The organism is Aestuariibacter sp. GS-14 (assembly GCF_006494365.1).
GTDB classification, from domain to species: domain Bacteria; phylum Pseudomonadota; class Gammaproteobacteria; order Enterobacterales; family Alteromonadaceae; genus Alteromonas; species Alteromonas mangrovi.
Genome location: NZ_VHIP01000004.1, coordinates 232,986 through 257,223, shown reverse-complemented (window position 1 = coordinate 257,223; position 24,238 = coordinate 232,986). Strand labels below are relative to the sequence as shown.

The following is a 24,238-nucleotide window of genomic DNA, read 5'->3' as shown; positions in this document are numbered from 1 at the left end:
AACCTTGCATGACATCTATTTCCCGACGAGGACTCTTTTCTCTTGCTGGTAAAAGTGCAGCACTCAGTGTTGCTTGCCTTCCCATAGCCAGCCTTGCAGGCACGGTTCGCAGCACGCAATCCGCGCCTTATTATCGTCACAATAAACTCATCCACGGTGTCGCTTATTATCCAGAGCTTTGGCCTGATGCCGACGTAGACGCCGATATCGCCGAAATGCAGTCGTTGGGTATCAATGTGGTACGCATGGCTGAGTTTGCCTGGTCGACTATGGAGCCTGAGCCAGGCCAACTGGATTTTTCGCTGTTTAAAAACGTGATGGACAAAATGCATGCGGCGGGTATTCAGGTGGTACTGTGTACACCTACCGCAACGCCACCGGTATGGCTGACGCACGGGCACCCGGAACGCTGCCATAAAAACGAGAAAGGCGAAATCATGAGCCATGGCGCGCGTCAGCATGCCAGCTATGAACATCCCGATGTGCGCGCAGCCTGTTTTAACATCATTGAGCATATGTCTCGTGAGTTAGGCCGCCATCCGGCGTTAATTGTCTGGCAGCTCGACAACGAAATGAAAGCGCATGTGAGCGAGGACTACAGCGACGCTGCCATTTCCAACTGGCACGCATGGCTGGCAAAGCGATTTACGACTATTGATGCACTGAATAAGGCCTGGGGCACACACATCTGGAGCCAGTATTATACGTCGTTTGAGCAAGTGCCCGCCTCGGTAACTACGCCTTTTTTACACAATGCGTCACTCATTACCGCATATAAACTGTTTTGCCGGGAAAGTGTCGCCGACTTTATGGTGGCTCAGCGCGAGTCTATCCGCAAATACTCTGATATGCCGATTACCCACAACGACAATCCGGCATTTAATATTCACCACGAACGCGCCATGCGCGCACAGGACTTTGCCTCTTACGACGCGTATCCCAGTGCCGATCAGTGGGCTACCCTGGCGTTCCGCTCAGATTTGTATCGCGCCGCCATTCCGGGCAAGCCCTTCTGGCTAATGGAAACCAGCGTGGCACACAACGGCTGGCTGGGCAATCATCAGCCCATGCACCCGGAAGGCTTTTTAGCGGCTGAGGCCAGTTTGATTTATGCGTTGGGTGGCGAAGGGTTCTGTTACTGGTTGTGGCGTCAGCAGCGCACCGGCGCGGAGTTGCCACACAGCGCTGTTAAAAGTGCATGGAATACGCCTTCCATTGGTTATGAGGAAGTGAAGAAAGTGGCGGCGCTAAAAGCCCGTTTGGAGCCGGTAATACTCGACACAACGCTGGAAACACCGCCAATCGCTATTACCTATTCAGATCACGCCAGAGCCATGCTTGAAACGGAAGGGCTCGACAAGCGCAATGGCTTCCCAACGCGATACCGTGGCGTCATTGAAATGTGGCACAAACACGTATTGGATTTGGGCTACCATCGCGAAGTGCGTTTTGAAAATGCAGCATTGGATGGATTGAAACTGCTTATTACACCCGCCATGCCCTATGTTAGCGATGCATTTCTGCTGCGGGCTAAAGACTTCATGGAGCAAGGCGGGGTATGGATAGCCGGACCGGTTACCGGAACGCGTGGTAAAGAGCATACTGTCCCCACCGATGCCGGCTTAGGCCTGCTGGAAAAACTGGCGGGCGTAACCACCCAATACGTAATGCCCCTAACCGGTACAGGGGCCACCGGGGAGTTACTGGGTGTCAGCAGCGAATTAAGTGGCTGGTGTGCCGCCATGATTGCGCGTGAAGGCACCCAGGTTATTGGCACACTTACCCAAGGCCGAGGCAAAGGGCTGGCGTTCGCTACCGAGCGCAATATTGGCAAAGGCAAACTGGTGCTGCTGGGGGCCATGCCATACGGCGAGCACAAAGACACTATGCTCAACGCGCTTATCAGTCATTATGCCAGCGAAGTAGGCGTTAACCCGCTAGCCGACGTGCCCGCAGGCGTGGTAATTGTGCCACGCACCAATAAGCGCGGCCAACGCATTTGGATTGTGCTGAATATGCTGGCAGATACTCGCAGCGTTACATTACCAGCAAGCGCCACCGATTTGCTCACAGGTAAACCGCTGGGCAACACGCTAACACTCGACGGTTATACACAACACGTTATTCAGGTAAAAGGGATCTGAACATGGAAAAAATCGCATTTGTGATGCAATTAAACCCGGGCTGTGAAGCCGAATACGAAAAACGACACGACGAAATTTGGCCTGAGCTGGTGGATGAATTAAAAAAGGCGGGTATAGAAGACTACTCAATTTTCTTGCACCCCAACACCTTACAGCTTTTTGCTGTGCTGTGGCGTAAAGACAATCACACCATGGATGACTTGCCTGCGACGGCGATAATGCAAAAATGGTGGGCCTACATGGGTGATATTATGGCGCACAACCCAGACAACAGCCCGGTAGTACAGCCGCTAACCAAGGTGTTTCATTTGGCATAATAGCTGTACAAATAACAATCAATCTGCGCTGCACTCATAAGCTAAATCATAAGGAGTGTGGCGCATGAAAAGTTTAACTAATCCTTTTTAGTTTAATCCGTTTAATCCGATTATCTGGCACTGGCCGCTTAGCGGTGACGTATTACCAATCCTCTATGCAGATTGGCATTTGACTTCTCTCCAACCACAACCTGGTTCTCCCCGCAGTACGAAATTAATCTGGCTGGTGACTCTGCCATTGAGAAAGCCGTGGTGACCCAGGTTGCCAGTTATGGCAAGCAGCTGGGCAAAATCACTCAGGCTGTGCTGGAACTGGCAGAAGGTGAGCCGGGTGATGCTTTTGCATCGCTAAGAAAGATGGCCGATGACATCAATGCCATAAAACAACACACCCTGGCCGATAAAATTGAAGCCGACCTGAAGCGATTAAAGCAGCAGGACAACGCTGCCTACCAGGCGTTGATCAAGCGCCTTTGATTGCCCATATCTGTAGTGCCCGGTATTGAAAGTCAGTCCATTGCATTTGTCTGAATCCCAGCGCGCCATTGGTTAACGCCGGGCCTGTATTCACACCGTCTACCACGGGCTGATTGTCTGTGTAGTCGATCACCAGGCGGTTATCCACGTACAACCTGATGTGCGCCTGTTGCTTAATCAGGCGGATCTGATGTACCTGATTTGAATGCGTTGGAATGCCTACCTCTCCCTGTTGAAGCAAGCTAAAGGTATTGTTCTTTCTGAGGTTTGCATGGCCGCGATCCGGATTGTGGGCGGCATTGGCGTAATAAGAGATATGATAACTGCGAATGGCCCCTTCGGTGTACTGAGTAAAGGTGCCATCTCTTTCGGGCAGTGACGGATCAAAGATGCTTTCGCCGTTAACGCCTTTTGCAGCAAAGAAGACAATAACCAGCCCGGCTTCGCTATTCAGCGACTGCGCCTGCCATTCTGCAACAAAACTGTCTGGCAACTGCACCGGTGCCCAAAATACGTGATGCATAGCCTGATTGGGTGAATACATGCGCATCCAGCCATCACTAAACGTAACTTCACCCGGCCCTTCCATTACCCAGTCTGCTACATCGCTGGCCTGACTAAGTGGATTGCTGTACAGCAACGGGCCTTTTTCGGCCAAGGTGCTACTGGGTGATGTTGACGGCAGCAACTGACAGCCGGTTAATAAAAGTGTTAGCACAACAAGCGGTTGCAGGTAGCGAATACATGACTTCATAAAATCGGTTCCCGTTATTTTTTCTGCACTGTGAGTCAGTTTCAAATCTGAATCAATCAAACCAATTTATTTCGCCAGAAATACCGCTGTTTGATTCTTTTATGGTACAAATTAATCATAAATTAACAAATATTTAAAAAGTCGCTCAGCTTCGTTCATCAAAGCAATCATCAAGTCGTGTTGAGGCGATTAGAATTGAACAATCAGCAGTGGGAGAATCATTATGGATAGACGTGCCTTTTTGAAGCAAAGTGGTATGGCGGCGTCTTTGCCGCTGGCACTATCGGCCACAGGCTGCGCAGTAACATCAGGAACAGGTAAACCTCTTTCTCCCATTAAACGCGAGCCCGGTACCCTGAGTTGGGTAGATGGCAATGCGCCGGATTATCAGGGCGGTGCCACCTGGGGGCATCCCTGGGCGCAAGGCGCATTAAGAAAAGGTCAGTCGCTAACGCTGATCAGCGAGCAGGGCACTCCTGTACCTCTGCAAAGCTGGCCCACCGCGTACTGGCCGGATGGCAGCATAAAATGGACCGCTCATGCTATTCCTGCAGGCAGTCAGCCGGGTGAACGATTTGCCATTATTGCAGGCAAACCTGTGAGCCCCAAAGCTGCCGTAAGCATAACGAAGCAGTCAGGAAAAGTGGTAGTGAATACCGGTGTGATCAGTTTGCACATTGCAACTTCCGGCCAGGACATCATCAGTGAAATGCATCGCGAGGGTAAAATTATTGGTCGTGCAGCGCGATTGGTGGGATTAGTGCAGGATGCACCCGACAATACGCCAGAATCCCCTGCTAACGTTACCGCATTTACCTCTTCCATTGATTCGGTAACGGTAGAACAACAAGGACCGGTACGCTCTGTGATCAAAATTGAAGGCAAGCATACAACCGGGGCGGGCCGCAACTGGCTGCCTTTTGCGCTTCGAATCTACGCGTATGCGGGGGCGGAAACGGTAAAAATCAGTCATACGTTTATTTACGATGGCGATGATCAGAAAGACTTTATCCGCGGATTGGGATTGCGCTTTAACGTGGTTCAGCGCGATGAACTGTACAATCGCCACATCCGGTTTGTAGGTCAGAACGATGGCTTGTGGGGCGAAGGTGTAAAAGGCATTACCGGTCTGCGCCGCGATCCGGGGCAGACCGTGCGCGACGCACAGATTGCGGGTGTAGCTACCCCTGCACTCAGTGAATGGGATGAGCGGGTTAGCAGCCGGCTGCACTATATCCCTGTGTGGAACGATTTTACCTTGTCGCAGTTATCGGCAAACGGGTTTGCTATTCGCAAACGCACACAGCCTGGACACGGCTGGATCGATTCCGATCAGGGGCAACGCGCCAATGGGGCAACTTATGTGGGTGGCACGTCGGGCGGTATACTATTTGGTATGCGCGATTTCTGGCAGCTTCATCCGGTACAGGTAGATGTGCGCAACGCGGGCTCAGATCTGGCAGAAGCCACCCTGTGGTTCTGGTCTCCCGAAGCACCAGCGATGGACGTGCGTTTTTATCACGACGGCATGGGGCAGGACACCTACGACAAACAGCTGGATGCACTCAATATCATTTATGAAGATTACGAGCCGGGATTTGGTTCTGCATATGGGGTGGCACGTACCACCGACTTTACGCTGGGTATTATGAATACCACGCCATCCCGCGAGCAAACCGTTGCAATGGCGCACTATATCAGTCAGGCACCCCAGGTGGTGGCGGCACCACAGGACTACTTGGCCGCCGGTGTGTTTGGTGGTTTGTGGACCCTGCCCGATCGCTCCTCGCCCGCTAAATCAGCCATTGAGGATCGCCTGGACTTTCAGGTGAAGTATTACTGTTCCCAGGTTGACCAGCGTCACTGGTATGGGTTCTGGAATTTCGGCGACGTCATGCACACGTATGATACCGACCGGCATGTGTGGCGCTACGACATAGGCGGCTACGCCTGGGACAATTCCGAATTATCGCCTGATCTCTGGTTGTGGTATTCCTTCTTGCGCACCGGCGACCCAACAACGTTCCATTTGGCAGAAAACATGACCCGCCACAACCGCGATGTGGATATTTATCACGCCGGTAAATTTAAAGGTCTGGGAACCCGCCATAACGTGCAGCACTGGGGGTGCAGCGCCAAGCAAATGCGGATCAGCACCGCTGCTTACCGCCGCTTCCACTATTACATTACGGGCGACGACCGAACCGGCGATGTACTGAATGAAGTGATCAATGCCGACCAGGCATTGGGCGTATTAAACCCAACCCGCAAAGTAGCGCGCGAAAATCCGTTGCCGGGAATGGCAAAAATTGGCGTGGGTACCGATTGGGGCTCTACGGCCGCTAACTGGTTAACCGCCTGGGAGCGCACCGGTGATAAGCAATACCGCGACCGCCTGGTAAACGCCATGACCGTGATTGGCGAGCATCCGCTGGGGTTCTTTGCCGGCGCGTTTGGCTACGACACGGCTACACAAACCTTGCTGCCCTATGAACTGGACGAACCGTCAATCTCTCATCTGAGTTCAGTATTTGGCTTGGTAGAAATGAATGCCGAGCTAAATCAACTCATTGATATTCCAGCCTATAAACAAGCCTGGATGGAGTACGGCAGATTGTACAATGCCGATGAGGAAACGCAGAAAGCTGCACTGGGTATTGCCAAGCGCCCCAACCTCAAAGCTGCCCATTCCCGGTTAACCGCCTATACCGCCTATCACAACGGTGACGTGCAACTGGCAAAACGGGCCTGGAAAGAGTTTGACGCGAAGCAGGAATTCGCGGGGTTAAACGGGTTGTCCAGTCAATTGCAGACTACTCACGTTGAAGGGCCAAACGTGCTCAACCCCATCGATGAAGCGCCGTGGATTTCCACCAACGACGCGTCGCAATGGGGCTTAGCAGCCATTCAGAATTTAGCCCTGGTTGGCAATGCGCTGGAGTAACTCGCTTACCCGCTAACGAAGTGCCCGCTGCAGGCGCTGCCCTTACCGGCAGTTTGCCTGTGGCAAACCTGCTTCTCACCGGGAGCACACTGGGATACAGCGTCAAATGTCAGCCTGAAAAGTTCAGTGCTGAAAAAGAATTTCGCATATGAAACAAAAACGTTAAACGACGTTAACAATATGTGAATTCGTGTACAGTGAAACGATGAAACAGATTCACCCTATTTGAAACATTTGGCGTACCTGTCGCTTATTCTCTCTTTTCCGACAGTACGCCAAGTATGCATTAACTTTTTGTAAGGTAAAGGATCCACTATGCCCGCAATTGCTCATGATATTGCCTATGCAACTGTTCGCCAAAGTATCGATAAACTCATCGACAACCTGGTAAACATTACCGATGAAACCGGCGAATTCCTGCTAAAACTGGACGACGGACGGGTAATCGACACCAAGGGCTGGAACGACTGGGAGTGGACCCACGGTGTGGGGTTGTACGGCTTGCTGAAGTACTGGGATATTACCGGTGACGACAAAGCCCGTGACATCATTGAAGACTGGTTTAAAAACCGTTTCGCGGCGGGTACACCTACCAAAAACGTGAACACCATGTCACCGTTTTTAACCCTGGCTTATATGCAGGAACGCAGCGGTAACCGCAGCTATCTGCCGTACCTGGACGTATGGGCCGAGTGGATCATGGACGGTATTCCACGTACCGAAGAAAACGGCATTCAGCACATCGTATTTAACTCTGAGAACTATCAGCAAATGTGGGATGACACGCTCATGATGAGTGTGCTGCCTCTGGCAAAAATTGGCTTGTTGCTGGACCGCCCGCACTATGTGGAAGAGGCGAAGCGTCAGTTTATGCTGCACATCAAATACCTGGCCGATCGCAAAACTGGCCTGTGGTTCCACGGTTGGACATTTGATGGCCGTCACAACTTCGCCGATGCCTTGTGGGCGCGCGGAAATTGCTGGGTCACTATTGCCATTCCTGAATTCATCGAATTGCTGGATCTGCCAGAAACCGATGGCTTGCGCATGTTCCTGATTGAAACCCTGGAAGCCCAGGTAAAGGCGCTGGTGAAAACTCAGGATCAAGGTGGCTTGTGGCATACCCTGCTGGACGATCCGGATTCGTATCTTGAGGCATCGGCTGCAGCGGGCTTTGCGTATGGCATTTTAAAAGCGGTTCGCAAAGGCTATATCAGCGACGAATACGCACCATGTGCGATTAAAGCCATCAAAGCAGTATTGGAAAACATCGATGAAACCGGCGAATTACAGCAGGTATCGTTTGGTACGCCAGTGTTTGATGATCTGCAAGGCTATCGCGACATACCGCTGACTTCCATGCCGTATGGTCAGTCCATGGCGATCCTCGCCCTGGTTGAATTCATGAACGCCTACATTTAAAGACCGATCAGGGAGGAGCAGTCATGACCCGACGCCAGCTTAAACCGGTAAACTACGTAGCCTATGGCCTGAATGACATTCTTGGCGCAGGCTCTATGGCTGTGATCAGTGGGTGGATTTTATTTTTCTACACCACGTTTTGCGGCTTGTCGGCAGTACAGGCTGCGTCGATTTTCGCGATTGCTCGTATTCTGGATGCGGTTGCCAGTCCATTGATTGGACACATCTCCGATGGCCTGGGCAGCACCAGAATTGGCCGCAAGTTCGGTCGTCGCCGGGTGTTTTTGATTGGCTCTATCCCATTGCTGCCCAGCTTTGCCCTGATGTGGGTAAGTGGGCAGGAATACTGGTATTACCTGGTCACTTACGTGTTCTTCGAACTGGTGTATGCGTCGGTGATTATTCCTTACGAAACGCTGGCAGCAGAAATGACCGATGACTACAAGCAGAAAGCCAAACTGGCCGGTGCGCGTATTCTGACTGGTCAAATCTCGGCAATTTTTGCCGGTATTCTACCCAGTTGGATCGTGAGTGCAGTGGGCGGCAAAGAGTCTGCTGAAACCTTCCTGATCATGGGCTCTATTTTCTCTGCGGTATTTATGCTGGTGGTGTTCGCCGTTTGGTACTTTACCTGGGAACGCGATATCAGCGAACTCAGCGAAGAAGAAGTAAAACGAGACGACAACTGGACAGTGGCTGGCACCCTGAAAACCCTGTTTAAAAACTTGTCGTCTACGCTGCGTATTCGCGCGTTCCGCCTGCATCTGGGGATGTACTTAGGCGGCTATATCAGCCAGGACGTGTTCAACGCGGTATTCACTTACTTTGTGGTGTTCGCTATTGGTGGCTCAGTGGTAATAGCGTCTGAAATGATGGCGATCACCTATGTTGCACAATTGGTTGCGGTTGCTTGTGCTATTCCGCTGGTTATGCGCTTTGGCCCCGCGCCAACATATCGCATTGCGATTTTACTTTACATTGCGGGCATCATCGCCCTGCTTACCCTGTACCTGACCACCGAAACCTTCAGTGCGCTATGGCTTGCCGTCGGCGTGATTATAGCCGGGCTTGGCCGCGGTGCGCTCAATTATATTCCCTGGAATACTTATAACTACATGGCGGATGTCGACCAGATCGTTACCGCACGACGCCGTGAAGGCAGCTTTGCGGGTGTGATGACCTTTATTCGCAAGGCCACACAAGCAGTTGCGGTGATGTCGGTGGGTATCATTCTTGAGGCCGGCGGATTTGTTTCCGGTGCCGATGTACAGGATCCACAGGCAATTACTACCATAATGGTGATGCTGGTGGCAGGGCCGTTAGCGGTATTGTTATTCGGCTTTTATGTGTCTACTAAATTCAGGTTAAGCAAAGAAACCCATGAAGTGCTGATGGCGGAAATTGAGCGCTTCAAAGACGGTCAGCAAACGCCAGCTTCAGCTGAACACAAAGCCATTGTTGAAGATCTGTCCGGTTGGTCTTACGACCAGCTATGGGGCAAAAACCCGGTGGGCCGTTAACATGAACTCTCCACGCATGAAGTACTCATTGTTAGCCATACTTGTTGCAGGCATGGCACTGGCGGGTTGTCAGCCAGCCACCGAGAGCGCGGTTACTTCCCCGGTGGCCGCCGAGAAGGCCGCACAGGACAGTCAACCAGCGGCCGTTCCTAAAGACTGGGTGGATCCCGATACCGGGCATCGCATCGTGCGATTGTCGGAGGAGCCAGGCTCGCGTTCACTGTACTTCCATCAGAACGCCTATACCGCCGAAGGCGATAAAATGGTGATCTCGGTGGATAACCCACGCGGTGTGGCAGTGGTAGATTTAACCGACCTGTCGGTAAAACGCATTTACGAACACCCGGATGCCGGCATTTTGTTCGTGGGCAAACAATCCCGCAGCGTATACCTTACTCAAATTGCCCGTCAGAACGGCGAAATGGTGCACCCTGGCAATGAGTTACAACAGCCAACACAATTGCTGCGCGTGAGTTTGGATACCGGTGAGGTAACGGAACTGGGCGCCATTCCCAGAGGTAAAATTCACTCGATTAACAGCGATGAAACCCTGTTAATTGGCGCGTTTGCCGAACACGCCTACAACATGGAAGCGGGCCCGCGCGACAGCCGGTTTGAGGCGCGTTACGAAGCGCTTGGACCCGATGGCAAACCCCTTACGTTTGCCGACGCCAAAGAAGTGCGGATCAATGAGCGCCTGGAAGCCCGTATTCCCATGGAAATGTTCACCTTTAATATTGCAACCGGTGAGCAGAAAACCTTACTGAAAGCCACTGACTGGCTTAACCACATTCAGTTTTCACCCAATGATCCCGAGCAAATCATGTACTGCCATGAAGGCCCATGGCACAAGGTTGATCGCGTGTGGACGATACGCGCAGATGGAACAGGTCAGCAAAAGGTCCATCATCGCAGTATGAATATGGAAATTGCCGGGCATGAGTTTTTTGATGCCAGTGGTGAGAGGATTTTCTACGACCTGCAAACCCCGCGTGGTGAAGTGTTCTGGCTGGCAAGCTACAACCTGAACACCGGCGAGCGCGTATGGCGGCATATGCCACGGGATTATTGGTCGGTACATTTTAATATTTCGCCAGACGGCAGCGTGTTTGCCGGTGACGGTGGCGACCATGAAATGGTGGCGCGCGCAGAAGATGGCAAATGGATTTATCTGTTTCGCGATGAGCCGATCAACGATGTGGCAGGCATTAGTGCACCCAATGCAGTAGAGCTGATTAAGCCCGCGGTACTCAAAGCCGAGCGGCTGGTTAACATGCAGCAACACGACTATCGGCTGGAGCCCAACGTAACATTTACACCCGATGGTAAATGGGTGGTATTCCGCTCGAACATGCACGGTCCGGTGCATGTCTACGCGGTAGAGGTTGCCGCGTCAGAATAAGTTTCACATTTGAACATAATTGCTGGTTTTGGCGTGTTCAATAACGGTTTTCTTGCTTCACATTTGGAGCAGCGACCACACTATCACCACTCACAATACGGTATAGAAAGGAGTGTGCATCAATGAGTAAGCCAGACTTTGGTTTAGTCAACAAGGTAGCCCTGGTAACAGGAGCCAGCCGGGGTATTGGACAGGCATTGGCGATGGGGTTGGCGGCTGCCGGCGCCAAAGTAATATGCGCAGCCAGCCGTATTGGAGGATGCCAGGAAACGGTAAGTAAGATTGAGCAGGCAGGTGGCACTGCAACCGAGTTGGCGGCAGATTTGTCAGATGCCAACGCAGTGATTGCTCTGGCTGAACAGGCTCAAGCGGTCTATGGTGAGATTGATATTTTGGTGAACAATGGCGGCACGATATACCGCAGTCCGGCCGTTGATTACCCACTGGAAGCCTGGCAAAACGTATTGCAGGTAAATCTGGATGCAACCTTTATTTTATGCCAGCAAATTGGCAAATCCATGGTTGCGCGCCAGCAAGGAAAGATCATCAATATTGCATCTATGCTGAGCTACAGTGGCGGCATTACGGTGCCAGCCTACACAGCGAGCAAACACGCGGTAGCAGGACTCACCAAGGCATTGGCGAATGAGTGGGGGCAGCACAATGTGCAGGTTAACGCGATTGCGCCGGGCTATATCCGAACCGACAACACCCAGGCTCTGCAGGACGACCCTGAACGCAGCACGGAGATTCTGAAGCGAATTCCGGCGGCTCGTTGGGGCGAGACTGCCGATCTGCAAGGGGCTGCTGTATTCCTGGCTAGCAGTGCAAGTAATTACATCAATGGCCATATTCTCGCCGTAGACGGCGGCTTTTTGGCCCGATAAACCATTTGAGGAACCGACATTATGTCAAACAAAACTGAGTACGAAGTCAGGTATGCAGTGGGACAGCGCGAAGTAAAAGGCTACGACACCACTGAACTTCGCGATACCTTTCTGGCCGATAAACTCATGCAGCCGGGCAAAGTGTACTGGATTTACAGTCACTACGAGCGTTTCATGGTAGGCAGCGCCGTACCTACCGACAGCCCACTGGCACTGGAAACACTGGATGCACTGAAATCAGAGCATTTTCTGGACCGCCGCGAGTTAGGCATTATTAACGTGGGTGGCGACGGCACCGTGGTAGCCGATGGCGAAGAATACGCGCTGGCTGCAGAAGAAGCGCTGTATCTGGCAAAAGGCAACAAGTCAGTCACGTTTTACTCCAATGACCCGGCTAAGCCCGCCAAGTTCTACCTGAACTCAGCACCGGCTCACCATGCGTTTACCAACAAGAAAATTGGCAAGCAAGATGCGAAGGTACTTCACCTTGGCAGTCAGGCAACGTCGAACGAACGTGATATTCACCAGCTAATGATTAACACGGTAGTTGAAACCTGTCAGTTGCAAATGGGGTTAACCCGTCTGAAGCCAGGCAGTGTGTGGAACACCATGCCTGCTCACCAGCACGATCGCCGTAATGAAGTATACTTTTACTTTGATGTAGCCGACGGTCAGGCAGTGTGTCACTTTATGGGTGAGCCTCAGGAAACCCGTCATATCTTTGTTCAAAACGAGCAAGCAGTACTGTCACCACCCTGGTCAATACACTGTGGTGCTGGCACATCTAACTACGCATTTATTTGGGGAATGGCCGGGGAAAACCTGGATTACGGCGATATGGATAGCTTCCCGCCGAATGAACTGCGATAGTAATAGCACATTAAAAATAATACAATATTAACAATTGTGTAACCCTGGAAGTGATTATGGAACGTTATCTGATACCGAGTGTTAACCATGCTTGTCAGATTTTCCGCTTGCTGGCCAACAGCGAAAACGGAATGACAATGCATGACCTGGAAGTGGCACTGGATTTACCGCGTACAACGCTTTTCAGGTTGCTGCGAACCCTGTGTAACGAACAAATGCTGGAAAAGCGTGGTAAGCGTTACTACTGCGGTACTGATCTCATGAAACTGGGGTTACACATTATTAATTCTGATCGCATGCACCAGCTTGCGATCCCCCACATTCAACGTTTGGCGCTGAAAAGTGGTCATACTGCTCACCTTGCTGTACCCAACAATGGCAGTATCTTAATTGTAGAAGTAGTAGACAGTCCTAATCCTCTCATGGTGTCCAAACGTCCTGGCGTGCAGGCTCAATTGCATTGCTCGGCGGGTGGCAAAGTGTTCCTGGCGTTCCTGTATTACGACAATCTTGAGCTCATCCTGAAAGAACACCCCATGGAGAAGCACACCGAATACACCATTACGGATATCGATCAGCTACGCGAAGAGTTGAAGCGCGTGGAAGCATTAGGTTATGCGGTAGACGAGCGCGAATACAATAAAGACGTGCGTTGTCTGGCGGTACCGGTGCGCGATAACCGCGGCGTGGTAGTAGCGTCGGTTGGTGTAACTGCGCCGGCGGTGACCTTCCCTAAATCGCAAATACCGGTGGTGGCTGAGTTTGCCAAAGAAGCCGCTCGCGGCATCTATCGCGATACTTATCAGCTCAAAGAAAGTCGCTTAAAAGCTTAACCGGAACCCGTTATGCCAAGTTGTTTAATCATAGGCGAGTGCATGGTAGAGCTCTCGCCGAAGGATCCGCATACCTTGAATAAACGGTTTGCTGGCGATACCTTCAATACTGCCGTGTATTTAAAGCGTAATTTGCCCGATTGTGTGGTGAGTTATGTTACTGCCGTGGGCAATGATGCGTTAAGTCAGCAAATGATTGATACCATGCAGTTGGAAGGGCTCGATACCCGCTACGTTGCCCGCAGTCGCACGCATACGGTTGGCATGTATCTGGTGAGTACAGATGACAGCGGAGAGCGCAGTTTTTCTTACTGGCGCAGTCACTCCGCGGCACGTAACCTGCTTAACCTGGTTACACTGCCCGATACCTGCTTTGATATGGTGTACGTCTCGGGGATCACCGTTGCGATACTAGATGTGCCGCAGCGCGAACAATTATTGCGTGATTTGGCTAGCTACCGGGAGCGCGGTGCTTGCATAGTGTTCGACCCCAATTACCGGCCACTGTTGTGGGTGTCTGAACAGGAAGCGCGTGACTGGATCACCCGTTTTTATGCTGCGTGCGACCTGGCCTTTCCCGGCGGCGATGATCACGCTGCACTGTTCTCACATTCTGATGAACACGCCATAGTACGCTACCTGCACAACCTGAATATAGACGAAATCGTGTTAAAGCGCGGTGCCGACAACATTGAAATTTATCAGCAGGGTAAACACACTTCCGTTGCGGTAAATCCCGTGGATAAGGTGGTTGATACTACGTCGGCAGGCGATGCCTTTATTGGTGGATTTATTGCCGCCAGGCTGGCTGGGTACACAAGCGAAGTCGCAGCAACCATGGGAGCCGACGTCGCGGGTGTAGTGATTGGGGCCAAAGGTGCAATTGTGCCTGCTGATTATTATCAGTCCAGCTTATCAAATCGCACAAACCGCAATGCATCAGGCGAAGTTATCGCGGCTGAGTAGTCGACTGCTCAGCCCGCTTTACATTGCGCGCTTTGCGCTGGTCGCAACTGCTTCATGCGAGCCAAAAATTCAGCAACACCCGCCGTATTTTCCGCCGGTGCCCACTGCGCAAAATCCTTGTCATCACTCACTTCGTAGGGGCCTTGCTTTACCTCTACAAAGGTAACCGGTGCATGGCAAACCGTGGCATGCCAGGTATTAGGCGGGATCTCTACACCAAAACAATCACTGGTTGGGCTCAGTGCAATCCGTTCGGTTAATTCGCCCTGCTCATCAAAGAACAGCAGTTCAAGCATGCCTTCGATTACCAGGAAGAACTCCCACTTGGTGGGCTGACTGTGCCGGTGTGGACGAACATAAGAATCGGGCAGCATGGAAACAAACAATCGCTGCACGGGTTGTTGGTAATCAGAATGAATGTTCTTATGTGCCCTTCTTCGCGGGCTGGCTTCTGCCTGAGCCCGCAATTCGGCAATCATTTCCTGATCAAATTGCTGGATCGTCATTCCTTAGCTCCCTGCCATCAGCATGTAAAATGTCCTTTTCCAGGTGTTGGGCTATTTCAGGCCACACCAACGCAATAATGTCTCGACGCAACGCAGACGCTTCCTCTGAATACTTCAGACTACCGCCTTCACCGCTATCGAGCCAGTGGTTGTCGCGCAAGGCAATGATAAAGCTCGACAGCACATTTTTGTCGTAAAACTCAGGGGAATGCATGCCATACAATTTCGACAGGCGTTCGGCTACCGTTTTGCTCTCGCGCTCTAGTTCTGCCCGGCTAATCACCTTTTCACGTTTCAACAGGGTTAACACCACGGCATAGCGTTGCAGGGTTTCCTGCATGCACCGGCTCAGCAGCCAGCTGGAATGAAACTGGGGGCTGTCTGCATCAGGTGGCATCAGGAACCGACCGCGTTGCACCAGCATACCGGATTGCTTGAAGGCATCAATCAGATCAGAGGTATAAGCCAGCGCTTCATCCTGAGAGAAATGCATGAACAACTCGCGTTGTAGCAGCGGATAAAGCGCGGCGATTAATTGAAGAATGCTGGTTCTTTCAATTTTCTGGTGTGCAAATACCGCTTTCATGATCACACCAGGTAAGGCAAACAAGTGGATGATGTTGTTGCGGTAGTAGGTAAGGTAAACAGCGTTGCCCGGCTGAGGGCTGATGAGCGTTCCGTAGCTGTCTTCAGTTACCTGTAAGCGCTCGAGCTTGAGCGTATTGGCCAATAGTTGCGCTGCGTCTTCTTCAGGCAGGGTTGCATCACTGCTGTAGGGTGCGATTGCAAATAGCGTTAGGTAATCCTGCATTGCCTGCTGCAGTTCCTGTTTACTCATGGTCTGGGTTTTGGAAGCCAGTAAGCACAGGGCAGTTAATGTCATTCCGTTGATAGCTGCTGCGCTGTTAACCCGGGTCATAAGTTCTGAAGCCAAGCCGTTCACGGTTGGTGTTAACCAGGCAGGCTTTTTATCGGGGTTGTCCAACTGGCACTTACGCCAGTCTGGCGCTTGGGTATCCAAAAACTGGGTAAGGCTCAGTGGCTCGCCAAAATTCACAAACCCGTGGCCGTAGTTTTTCAGCTTACTGATGGCTGAGAATACCTGTAGGTTGGATTCCTTTTTCTTCGAACTGCCTTTTAGCTCGTTAAGGTAACTCTTCACTTCCATCACGTTTTCGTAGCCAATGTAAACCGGTACCAGACTGATCGGACGGTTGATGCCCTTTACCGCAGCCTGAATGGTCATTGCCAGCATGCCGGTTTTCGGCGGTATCAGGCGCCCTGTTCTGCTTCGTCCGCCTTCCGGGTAGTACTTCACCGCATAGCCTTTTCTGAACAGCAGTTCCAGGTATTCGCGGAATACCGCGGTGTATAGCTTGTTACCGGCAAAACTCCTGCGCAGGAAGAAGGCGCCGCCACGGCGGAAAATGCCGCCAACCGGCCAGAAGTTCAGGTTAATACCGGCGGCAATATGCGGCGTTACTAATCCTTCGTGATAAATCACGTAAGTGAGTAGTAAATAATCCATATGACTGCGGTGGCAAGGCACGTAGATGATTTCATGGCCGTTATTGGCCAGTTCGCGAATGCGATTGGCGTGACCGACGTGTATACCATTGTAAATTTTGTTCCAAATCCGCGTGAGCAGGCGATCACCAAAGCGGATCAGACCTTCGCGATAGTCAGCCGCTATTTCCTGAATGTACTCGGTGGCCAGGGCTTTTGCTCTATCTGCCGGAATGCGTTTGGAACGGCTCTCTTCAGCTATAGCATGCTTAACACTCTCAGAGCCCAGTACGGCATTGTTTAGTTGCTGACGGTCTAACAGAGTTGGCCCTGTCATAGCCTGGCGTTTGCGCTGGAAGTGGGTGCTGGCAACCCGCACTAGTTTGTGTGCAATGGTTTCATCCGTGCCGCGCTGATTGGCCATGCTGCGCGAAGATACAGCTTTGCTGTAACTTATAAAGTTATCGCGGCCCAAAAATAGCACAATAAAAAATTTGCGAAGCCAGCTGGGTGCAGCAACATCGGTTATTAAATCGGCAATACCTGGCTTGCCTTTGTCTGGCGCCCTGCCCCAGGAAACAAAAACTGGCACAACTTGCACGTCAATATTGCTGTGATCGCGATGAAGGTGGAACAGCTCGGCAAATACGTGCTCTATATCGGTTTCTTTGGCGTGCTTGCGAAACAGCGGTGCGGTTCGACGCAAGAACAAACTGGCCGGATAGTGCCGGTCAGCCAACGTTACCTGTCCCATTGGGTTGGGTAGGCCGAGTTTTTCAGCAGACATTTGCAGTGCCAGCTGATCCGTAAGTGAATTGGTTGGCAGCAAATAAATAATTGGCCGTGATTTGTCTATGCCCAACTCCGCTTCAACATTCGCGGGGGTGCTTTTGGTGCTAACCAGCCATTTTACCGGTAAGCGAAACACGTTAAGCAAAGCCTGACGCATCCAAGACATGAACAATAAATCCTGTGCAATAAAAATCCCGCGTAGTGTAGCACGAAATCCTTATACAATGCTTAACACGAATGGCATTAGGCTATCAGATTGAAGTTATTTATCAGTATATCGAAAGGTCATGGCACCAGAAATACTGACCAGGGCAGTGGCGGTAGTACCCCACATCCAGTCGATTAACGTAATGGGAATTGGCCAGTCGGCAATAATGGAGTAACACGTAAGGTTATAAGCGCCATAAGCTGCTGCACCTAATACAGCGCCGCGCACAAATGCGGTAAGGCGATAGCGCCGGCTTGGGATCACCGCCAAATACAATATAGCGCCACAATAGCCCAGATAAAAAATTATCCAGGGCCAAACAATTAAGTCACTTCTTAGCAGACCTGACAAACTGTATGCATACAGGTTTTTGGCAACCACGCCCAGCCAAACACCGTCCAGTATGGCAAAGGTTAGCAACATAACGCCATACGCCAATAAATAGCGCTGCTGAGGCTTGATCATCCCACATTCCTTTTACAAGCAAGGGCAAGGTTGATTAGAAAATAGTCACTGAGTGAATAGAATGGCTTTTTATCATTCGTGAGTAGCCAAAATACAGGATTATTGAACAATTTTAAACGGTTACTACCATTGAATATTTTGTAAACGTTAATTATTATCGTTTGCGTTATTTATTCATAAGCTGGGAGTGTAACGTATCCTGTTAGCGTTGGACGCCGGAATGAACGTATGCCGCAGGGCTGTCTGCTTTGGTGGCAACATTTTCTATCGAAATAGCATGATCGAAAGGTACCTATGACCACGACACTATTTGTCTCTGTGGCCTTAAGTGCGCTGGCCTGTTACGCCATCTATATTGGCTGGGCTACGCAAAAAAAGCGTTGGGCATATGCCGGCTGGGCTGGCATCGCAGTCAGTATTGTTGCCTGGTGTAATGTTTTGGGAACAGAGTTTGGCATAACCGTTGGGTTGTGTTTACCGGCAATTATGGTGTGGCTGGGTATTGCCCGTCATGCGAAGGCAGAAAAGACAAAACCTGATGCCGACAAGCCGCCACACCAATGGCAATGTCAGGGTAAAGCTGTTGCGCTAACTGGCTGGCATATTTTGTATGTGCTGATTGTACAGATGGTGACATTCAGTTTAATTGTGGTGGCATTGGTTTATCAGTTACCCATTTCCGAACCAAAGCAAATGGCTACCGGCGTGATCATTCTGCCGCTGGTATGGGGCGTACTGGCTTACTGGTATGTTATGTCTGAGCACAAATTACGTCACATATTGTTTTCAGTCGTGTTGGCTGCCGTGGCCGCGCTGTATTTATTTGGAGTGGCACATGGCTAAACAACCCCTCACACAGAGTTTAAGTAAGCGTTCATTGGCTTCTCACACCTGGCTCGGCTTGCTGGTAAGTGCGTTTATGTATCTTATTTGCTTGTCTGGTACAGTAGCGGTGCTGCATCTGGAGTTTGAGCGCTGGGAGCAGCCTTATATCGAGGAATCCGACAGCTTCTCTATTGCGCAGGTAGAAAAGGCCTATGCCCAATTCGCGCAGCGTTATACCGCAGACACGCATCACTATTACTTTGTGTTTCCGGGCTCAGGGATCCCCAGATTAGTCATGGAAGACGACAACACTGCGCATTTCGTGGATGCCAACGGCGATCTCATTGAGCAGGAAACCGTTACCTGGACACGCATGCTGGGCGATTTACACATGTATCTTCACTTGCCAGCCACCTTTGGCATGATTTTCGTGAGTACCTGTGGCGCGCTGCTTTGCGCGTTAATTGTGTCGGGTTTGTTGGCGCATCCTCGAATAGTAAAGGATGCATTTCGATTCCGCGCAGGTGGCGATGGCCTGAAAAGTAACATTGATTTGCACAATCGCCTGAGTGTGTGGGGCACGCCATTTCACTTAATGATAGCGGTAACCGGCGCGTATTTTGGTTTGGCTGGTATTCTGGTTACCATTATTTCGCAGGCCTTTTATGGTGGTGACAATCAGGCTGTTTACGATCAGGTATTTACACCTGAGCCGGTACTGGAACAAGAAGTCGCGCCACCAGAAATTGGTCAGGCTATGCGTGACTTGTTCGAGCGAATAGATCGGAATAATCTGATTTTCTTCGCTATTCACGATCCAGGTACGCCACAGCAGTTTATTGAGTTTTTTGTAAAAGAGCCGGGTAGGTTCACTTATTCAGAAAACTACCAGTACAACTCAGCCGGGCAATTCCTCAGTGTCTCTGGATACGGTGAGGGCGATGGTGGCAAGCAGATCCTATGGTCGGTTTATCGCCTTCACTTTGGTGATTTTTGGGGGATGCCAGGCAAAGTGCTGTTCATTATTCTGGGTATGATGCTTACTATTATCTCAGCAACCGGCATGAATATTTGGTTGAAAAAGCGCAAAACACAGGACGCCTTAAACCTGTTATGGCCGGCATTGATATGGGGAACGCCCAGCGCGCTGGTGGCCAGTGCTGCTGCGTATTTTGCTGTTAGCCTGTCACCTACGCTGAGTTTTTGGGTGGTGCTATGTGGGCTTTGCGTGCTGGCATTAACGACTAAATCTCAACAGCATGTTACCAGACAGCTAAAACAGGCGTTTAGTTTGCTGACACTGTGCTTTTTGCTGGTCTATTTTGCAGTGTTTGGCGAAGCGGGTTTTAGCATTGCTGCTCTGCAAATCAATATTCCGTTACTGCTCATTGCACTCTGGACCGGCTATTCCGCGCACAAGCAAAACTAGCACTACACCACTTGCCTGGCTTTATGCCGGGCACACCCTCAACGCCGCCCCATCTCGGCCTGTATTTGGTGGCCTGCTATTTGACAAATATTCCGCACTAGTTAAAAGTTAAGCAATCTTAAGTCAAATGTTAGGCGGGTTGACACGCGTTGAGCATGCCGATGGCTGTATTGCATTATGAATGATAGCAAGCTGCATTCCCCGGTGCGGGCTGATGTGTCTCAACTGTATCAGTTGCTAACACTGTCTACTGTTGTGGCCGTTTTGGCGTTGTGGGGACATCAGTTGCTACCGGAAAAAACCTTGCCATTAGTGCCCTACTATGTGCATGAAAGCTATGTTTTTCACGACGGGCAAAACGGGGGTAACACACAAGCAAACTGGCAATCACAGCAGGATTTGAGTTTTGTGTGTGAGGTGGTTAATCCCGACAAAAGCAGTTACTGCGGCGCCAGTATTAAAGTGAAACCACCGGAAGCTGCGGTGGATTTTTCCGCGTATCGCACTGCCACGTTTTACCTGAGTTACACCGGACCTAATGAGCACCTTCGGGTAAAACTGCACGCCTACGTCCCACCCGGCGAACAGCACTATGCCAATGAGGTACTAACAGGTCTCGATTACGTATTCAGTAAACAGGGGGAATTAGCGGGTGTAACGATCCCTGCCAGCGCCTGGCACTTATCAGACATGAACCTTTTTGACCTGCAAAATACCACCCCTCAGTTGGATGTAGTGTTTGATGTGGCTCCGCCGCTACTGGCCGGGCAACATACATTGCGGGTAGACCAGATTGTCCTGCAAGGAGAATGGCTGCCGGTGAGTTTCTGGTACGCCATTGTGGGAGTTGGTTGGCTGGTGTTTAACGTGATTTTTCTTGGCAGGTTGTTGAAAGTGCAGCAGGCGCGTTTGGCCAATGATGCCAACAGACTGTCTCAACTTACCCATTTTTCCAGTCATTTGAAGGAAGAGTCTGAACACTACAAAACACTTTCCAGTCACGATCCGCTTACTGGCGCACTAAACCGCAGTGGTTTTGCCCATGAATTCAGGTATTTGTTTCCAGATAGCAGACTAAAGTTAAATACGGCGTTATTGGTGATCGATCTGGACCACTTTAAACGGGTGAATGATACCTATGGGCATGATGCTGGCGATAAGGTGCTTCAGCAATGTGCCGAAACCCTGTTTAAGAATGTCCGCCTGAACGACCGTTTGGTGCGTTGGGGCGGCGAAGAGTTTGCCCTGCTTTGTGTGGATACCAGCCTGCAACAAGCTCAACTTATTGCCGAAAAGATCCGTACTATGCTGGAGGAACTGGATATTCAGACCGGCAAAGCAACGCTGTCGGTCACTGCCAGTATTGGTGTGGCGGTTTCGCATCACCTGGAAGAGTTTGATGCATTGTTTCAGCGCGCAGACAAGGCGCTGTACCGCGCCAAAGAGATTGGCCGCAACTGCGTCGTGTTGGCGGATTAACGCTACCGCAATTTGCTAAGCAAACGCAGCTACAACGACTATACTCACTACTTACCTTTGCTAAGGTAAATTCATCCACAATACAGACAGGCAAGGAAGTCATACTGTGAATTCAACGGTGTAGCGCCTGCTGACACAAGCTCAAGGAGGCACTATGCTTTTTGCGACAAACCGCACACCTAAAGGGTCATCACGTACACGTGTGAACCGTAAAATCGCTTTTGACCGGCAGGTAACCCGACCGGGCACCGACATGTATTTCTGCGAACGCCTGGGTAAAGACGATTACCGGGAAATAGGCAGCAAAGCGTTTTTCGAGTACCTGAAAGGGCTACAACGCAACACTCAGGTTCTGCTTTACATACATGGCTTTAACAACAACATGGAGCCTGATGTATTTGACCGGGCAGAAGAATTACAGCGGCTCGTGAACAAGGGACGAAGTGAACATCTTGCACTGGTTGTACCGCTGATATGGCCATGTGATGACGATCCCATTGTGAGTGTGCTGGATGACTACTGGGACGATCAAAAGGCGGCAGATTTCAGCGCCAATGCCTTTTCCAGGATGTTGTCTAAATTTGATACCTGGCGTAAAGAGGAGGCTGCGAAACCCGATCCCTGTATGCGCCGAATTAACGTGCTGGCACACTCAATGGGCAACCGGGTGTTGCGCAATGCTATAGAATACTGGGGGCGCAATGATCACGCCGGTATGGTGCCTTTATTGTTCCGCAATGTGTTTATGGTGGCAGCTGACGTGGTAAACCACTGTCTTGAACCTGGCAGAAGCGGCGCTATGCTGCCAAGAGCCACGCGTAATCTGGTGGTGTACTATGCCAGCGATGATCTTGCAATGCCTGCCAGCAAAGTCGCAAACCTGAAAAACCGGCAACTCTCCAAACGTTTGGGTATGACTGGGGTGGAAGAACTCAGTAAGGTGCCCAGGAATGTTTACGAAGTGGATTGCGATAACTTCAACAACACCTTTGATATGCCCAAAGGACACAGTTATTTTGGTGAGATCAAACAGGTTACCAGCCCGGCGTTACTGCATATGATAGATGCAATGGACGGCGGCAGAGTACAGCCAGCCGTGCGCTCGCATGTGCTGGACAATCCGTTTAAAAAACCATAACAATAAGTAATACCAATTCGCATAGAAGTTTGCTCACTCTGAGAGGGCAAACTTCTATGCGAATTGGTATAAATTGTCTGTATTAGCGTAGTAGGAGGCAGTATGCAGCATGCGTTTTGGCACGACAAATGGGAACGGGGCGAAATTGGCTTTCATCAGCGTGACATCAATTCCTTTTTAACACGCTTCGCTGACACCGCCGGGTTAACTGACGGCAAAAGAGTGCTGGTGCCTTTGTGCGGCAAATCCAAAGACATGACCTGGCTGTTACAGCGCGGCTGCGAAGTGGTGGGTATTGAGCTGAATGAATCGGCAGTGCAGCAGTATTTTAAGGAGCTGGGTAGTGTTCCTGAGGTAACACAAATCGGCGACTTTACCTGTTATGCTGCCACCGACATCACCATTTTCTGTGGCGATGTGTTATCGATCACCCAGGCAATGATAGGTAAAATAGATGCCGTATACGACCGTGCCGCACTGGTGGCGTTACCGGCAGATATGCGCAGGCCTTACGTGAAAACGCTGCTTACAACTGCACCAGAAGCGCGTCACTTATTAATTACGTTTGAGTACGATCAGGCGCTTCACAGTGGCCCGCCATTTTCGGTCACCGAAGCTGAACTGCTTGAACTCTATGGCTGCGCGAAAATGCAGCCGGTTTTGGCCAGTGAACCCTTACAAGGTGGACTGAAAGGCAGGGTGCCGGCAATGGAATCCGCCTGGCTGATTAGTTAATTTAGTGAATTAGCAAGCCGAAGCGATTGTTGTGATTATCAGGGACAGAGATGGAAAATATCACTATTCACACGCACATCACGAAAGCAGATTTGCTGCGGTTTAATATCCGCTACATTGCAACGGCTTCGTTTACCTATAAATACATGGTCGCAGTTGTATTGGCCGTTATTGCTTATATCTGCTTTAGCAGGGGAATGCCTTCCACAGCAATCACCTGGCTAATACTGATTGCGGGTGCCTTGTTAACCGGCTTACTCGCCACGTTGGTGTACAGCGCATGGTGTATCGGTTGCGTACTTATTATGTCAAAGGAATCAAATGGTGTGTTGGGCACACACGAGTACACGCTAAAAGAGGAAGGCCTGTTCGAGAAAACCATCGCCAATGAAACCCTGCATAAATGGGGAGCGCTTGGTAAAGTGAGCGTGGCGGGGCCTGACCTGTTGTTGCAAGTAACCGGATACCTCTACCACGTTTTTCCGCGCAAGAGTTTTGCCACGGCGGAACAGCGAAGCGAGTTCGAACGCATACTTCGATATCACATTGATAAAGAGAAGGCACAGTAATCGGTGTGCACGTGGATTGCACACGCAGACAATCTTCGTGGCTCATTTTT

21 protein-coding genes are annotated in these 24,238 nt (G+C 50.7%); 17 read left to right on the top strand and 4 right to left on the bottom strand.

Annotated elements, in window-relative coordinates:
- The first annotated feature begins 8 nt into the window (after positions 1 to 8).
- From FJ444_RS09005 to FJ444_RS08995, 3 genes are all read left to right on the top strand, one after another.
- Positions 9 to 2,144: a beta-galactosidase gene (locus tag FJ444_RS09005; RefSeq protein ID WP_140957890.1), complete on the top strand. Its 2,136-nt coding sequence runs from the start codon at positions 9 to 11 to the stop codon at positions 2,142 to 2,144.
- 2 nt (positions 2,145 to 2,146) lie between these two features.
- On the top strand, positions 2,147 to 2,461 hold the full coding sequence (rhaM, locus tag FJ444_RS09000) for an L-rhamnose mutarotase (protein ID WP_140957889.1): 315 nt from the start codon (positions 2,147 to 2,149) through the stop codon (positions 2,459 to 2,461).
- Positions 2,462 to 2,623: 162 nt separating this feature from the next.
- Complete coding sequence (locus FJ444_RS08995; RefSeq protein ID WP_140957888.1) at positions 2,624 to 2,938, top strand: hypothetical protein; 315 nt, start codon at positions 2,624 to 2,626, stop codon at positions 2,936 to 2,938.
- Here the strand turns inward: FJ444_RS08995 and FJ444_RS08990 are convergent.
- On the bottom strand, positions 2,925 to 3,692 hold the full coding sequence (locus FJ444_RS08990) for a DUF1961 family protein (protein ID WP_140957887.1): 768 nt from the start codon (positions 3,690 to 3,692) through the stop codon (positions 2,925 to 2,927). The two genes, FJ444_RS08995 and FJ444_RS08990, sit on opposite strands and share 14 nt — an antisense overlap.
- A 223-nt stretch (positions 3,693 to 3,915) precedes the next feature.
- Between FJ444_RS08990 and FJ444_RS08985 the strand changes: the two genes are divergently transcribed.
- The 8 genes from FJ444_RS08985 (at position 3,916) to FJ444_RS08950 (ending at position 14,536) form a co-directional block, all read left to right on the top strand.
- Positions 3,916 to 6,636, top strand: coding sequence for a Tat pathway signal sequence domain protein (locus tag FJ444_RS08985; protein WP_181405113.1), 2,721 nt, complete (start codon positions 3,916 to 3,918; stop codon positions 6,634 to 6,636).
- A 315-nt stretch (positions 6,637 to 6,951) separates the two neighbouring features.
- The gene (locus FJ444_RS08980; RefSeq protein WP_140957886.1) at positions 6,952 to 8,058 is read left to right on the top strand and encodes a glycoside hydrolase family 105 protein; all 1,107 of its coding nucleotides are present in this window, start codon (positions 6,952 to 6,954) and stop codon (positions 8,056 to 8,058) included.
- 23 nt (positions 8,059 to 8,081) lie between these two features.
- Positions 8,082 to 9,578, top strand: a complete 1,497-nt coding sequence (locus tag FJ444_RS08975) for an MFS transporter (protein ID WP_140957885.1) — start codon at positions 8,082 to 8,084, stop codon at positions 9,576 to 9,578.
- Between the two features lies 1 nt (position 9,579).
- Complete coding sequence (locus tag FJ444_RS08970) at positions 9,580 to 10,980, top strand: oligogalacturonate lyase family protein (RefSeq protein WP_219993884.1); 1,401 nt, start codon at positions 9,580 to 9,582, stop codon at positions 10,978 to 10,980.
- A 122-nt stretch (positions 10,981 to 11,102) separates the two neighbouring features.
- Entirely contained in the window at positions 11,103 to 11,867 is a 765-nt protein-coding gene (kduD, locus tag FJ444_RS08965; protein ID WP_140957884.1) for a 2-dehydro-3-deoxy-D-gluconate 5-dehydrogenase KduD, read from the top strand.
- A 21-nt stretch (positions 11,868 to 11,888) separates the two neighbouring features.
- A complete protein-coding gene (gene kduI / locus FJ444_RS08960; protein WP_140957883.1) occupies positions 11,889 to 12,737 on the top strand; it encodes a 5-dehydro-4-deoxy-D-glucuronate isomerase in 849 nt (282 codons plus the stop codon).
- 56 nt (positions 12,738 to 12,793) lie between these two features.
- Positions 12,794 to 13,570, top strand: a complete 777-nt coding sequence (locus tag FJ444_RS08955; RefSeq protein ID WP_140957882.1) for an IclR family transcriptional regulator — start codon at positions 12,794 to 12,796, stop codon at positions 13,568 to 13,570.
- 12 nt (positions 13,571 to 13,582) lie between these two features.
- Complete coding sequence (locus tag FJ444_RS08950; RefSeq protein WP_140957881.1) at positions 13,583 to 14,536, top strand: sugar kinase; 954 nt, start codon at positions 13,583 to 13,585, stop codon at positions 14,534 to 14,536.
- An 8-nt stretch (positions 14,537 to 14,544) separates the two neighbouring features.
- On the opposite strand, the gene FJ444_RS08945 is transcribed toward FJ444_RS08950, so the two are convergent.
- From FJ444_RS08945 to FJ444_RS08935, 3 genes are all read right to left on the bottom strand, one after another.
- Complete coding sequence (locus tag FJ444_RS08945) at positions 14,545 to 15,042, bottom strand: WbuC family cupin fold metalloprotein (RefSeq protein ID WP_140957880.1); 498 nt, start codon at positions 15,040 to 15,042, stop codon at positions 14,545 to 14,547.
- Complete coding sequence (plsB, locus tag FJ444_RS08940; protein WP_140957879.1) at positions 15,023 to 17,506, bottom strand: glycerol-3-phosphate 1-O-acyltransferase PlsB; 2,484 nt, start codon at positions 17,504 to 17,506, stop codon at positions 15,023 to 15,025. Before plsB ends, FJ444_RS08945 begins: the two co-directional genes overlap by 20 nt.
- A gap of 96 nt (positions 17,507 to 17,602) precedes the next feature.
- On the bottom strand, positions 17,603 to 18,013 hold the full coding sequence (locus tag FJ444_RS08935; RefSeq protein WP_140957878.1) for a DUF2177 family protein: 411 nt from the start codon (positions 18,011 to 18,013) through the stop codon (positions 17,603 to 17,605).
- A gap of 294 nt (positions 18,014 to 18,307) precedes the next feature.
- Between FJ444_RS08935 and FJ444_RS08930 the strand changes: the two genes are divergently transcribed.
- From FJ444_RS08930 to FJ444_RS08905, 6 genes are all read left to right on the top strand, one after another.
- Complete coding sequence (locus FJ444_RS08930; RefSeq protein WP_140957877.1) at positions 18,308 to 18,856, top strand: hypothetical protein; 549 nt, start codon at positions 18,308 to 18,310, stop codon at positions 18,854 to 18,856.
- The gene (locus tag FJ444_RS08925) at positions 18,849 to 20,267 is read left to right on the top strand and encodes a PepSY domain-containing protein (protein WP_140957876.1); all 1,419 of its coding nucleotides are present in this window, start codon (positions 18,849 to 18,851) and stop codon (positions 20,265 to 20,267) included. The genes FJ444_RS08930 and FJ444_RS08925 overlap by 8 nt, the downstream gene beginning before the upstream one ends.
- Positions 20,268 to 20,444: 177 nt before the next feature.
- Positions 20,445 to 21,746, top strand: coding sequence for a GGDEF domain-containing protein (locus tag FJ444_RS08920; RefSeq protein WP_140957875.1), 1,302 nt, complete (start codon positions 20,445 to 20,447; stop codon positions 21,744 to 21,746).
- Positions 21,747 to 21,900: 154 nt separating this feature from the next.
- Positions 21,901 to 22,884 (top strand): alpha/beta hydrolase, encoded by a 984-nt coding sequence (locus tag FJ444_RS08915; protein WP_140957874.1) that lies wholly within the window; start codon positions 21,901 to 21,903, stop codon positions 22,882 to 22,884.
- Positions 22,885 to 22,986: 102 nt separating this feature from the next.
- Positions 22,987 to 23,619 (top strand): thiopurine S-methyltransferase, encoded by a 633-nt coding sequence (tmpT, locus tag FJ444_RS08910; RefSeq protein WP_140957873.1) that lies wholly within the window; start codon positions 22,987 to 22,989, stop codon positions 23,617 to 23,619.
- A gap of 50 nt (positions 23,620 to 23,669) precedes the next feature.
- Positions 23,670 to 24,188: a YcxB family protein gene (locus FJ444_RS08905; RefSeq protein ID WP_140957872.1), complete on the top strand. Its 519-nt coding sequence runs from the start codon at positions 23,670 to 23,672 to the stop codon at positions 24,186 to 24,188.
- Positions 24,189 to 24,238 lie beyond the last annotated feature (50 nt).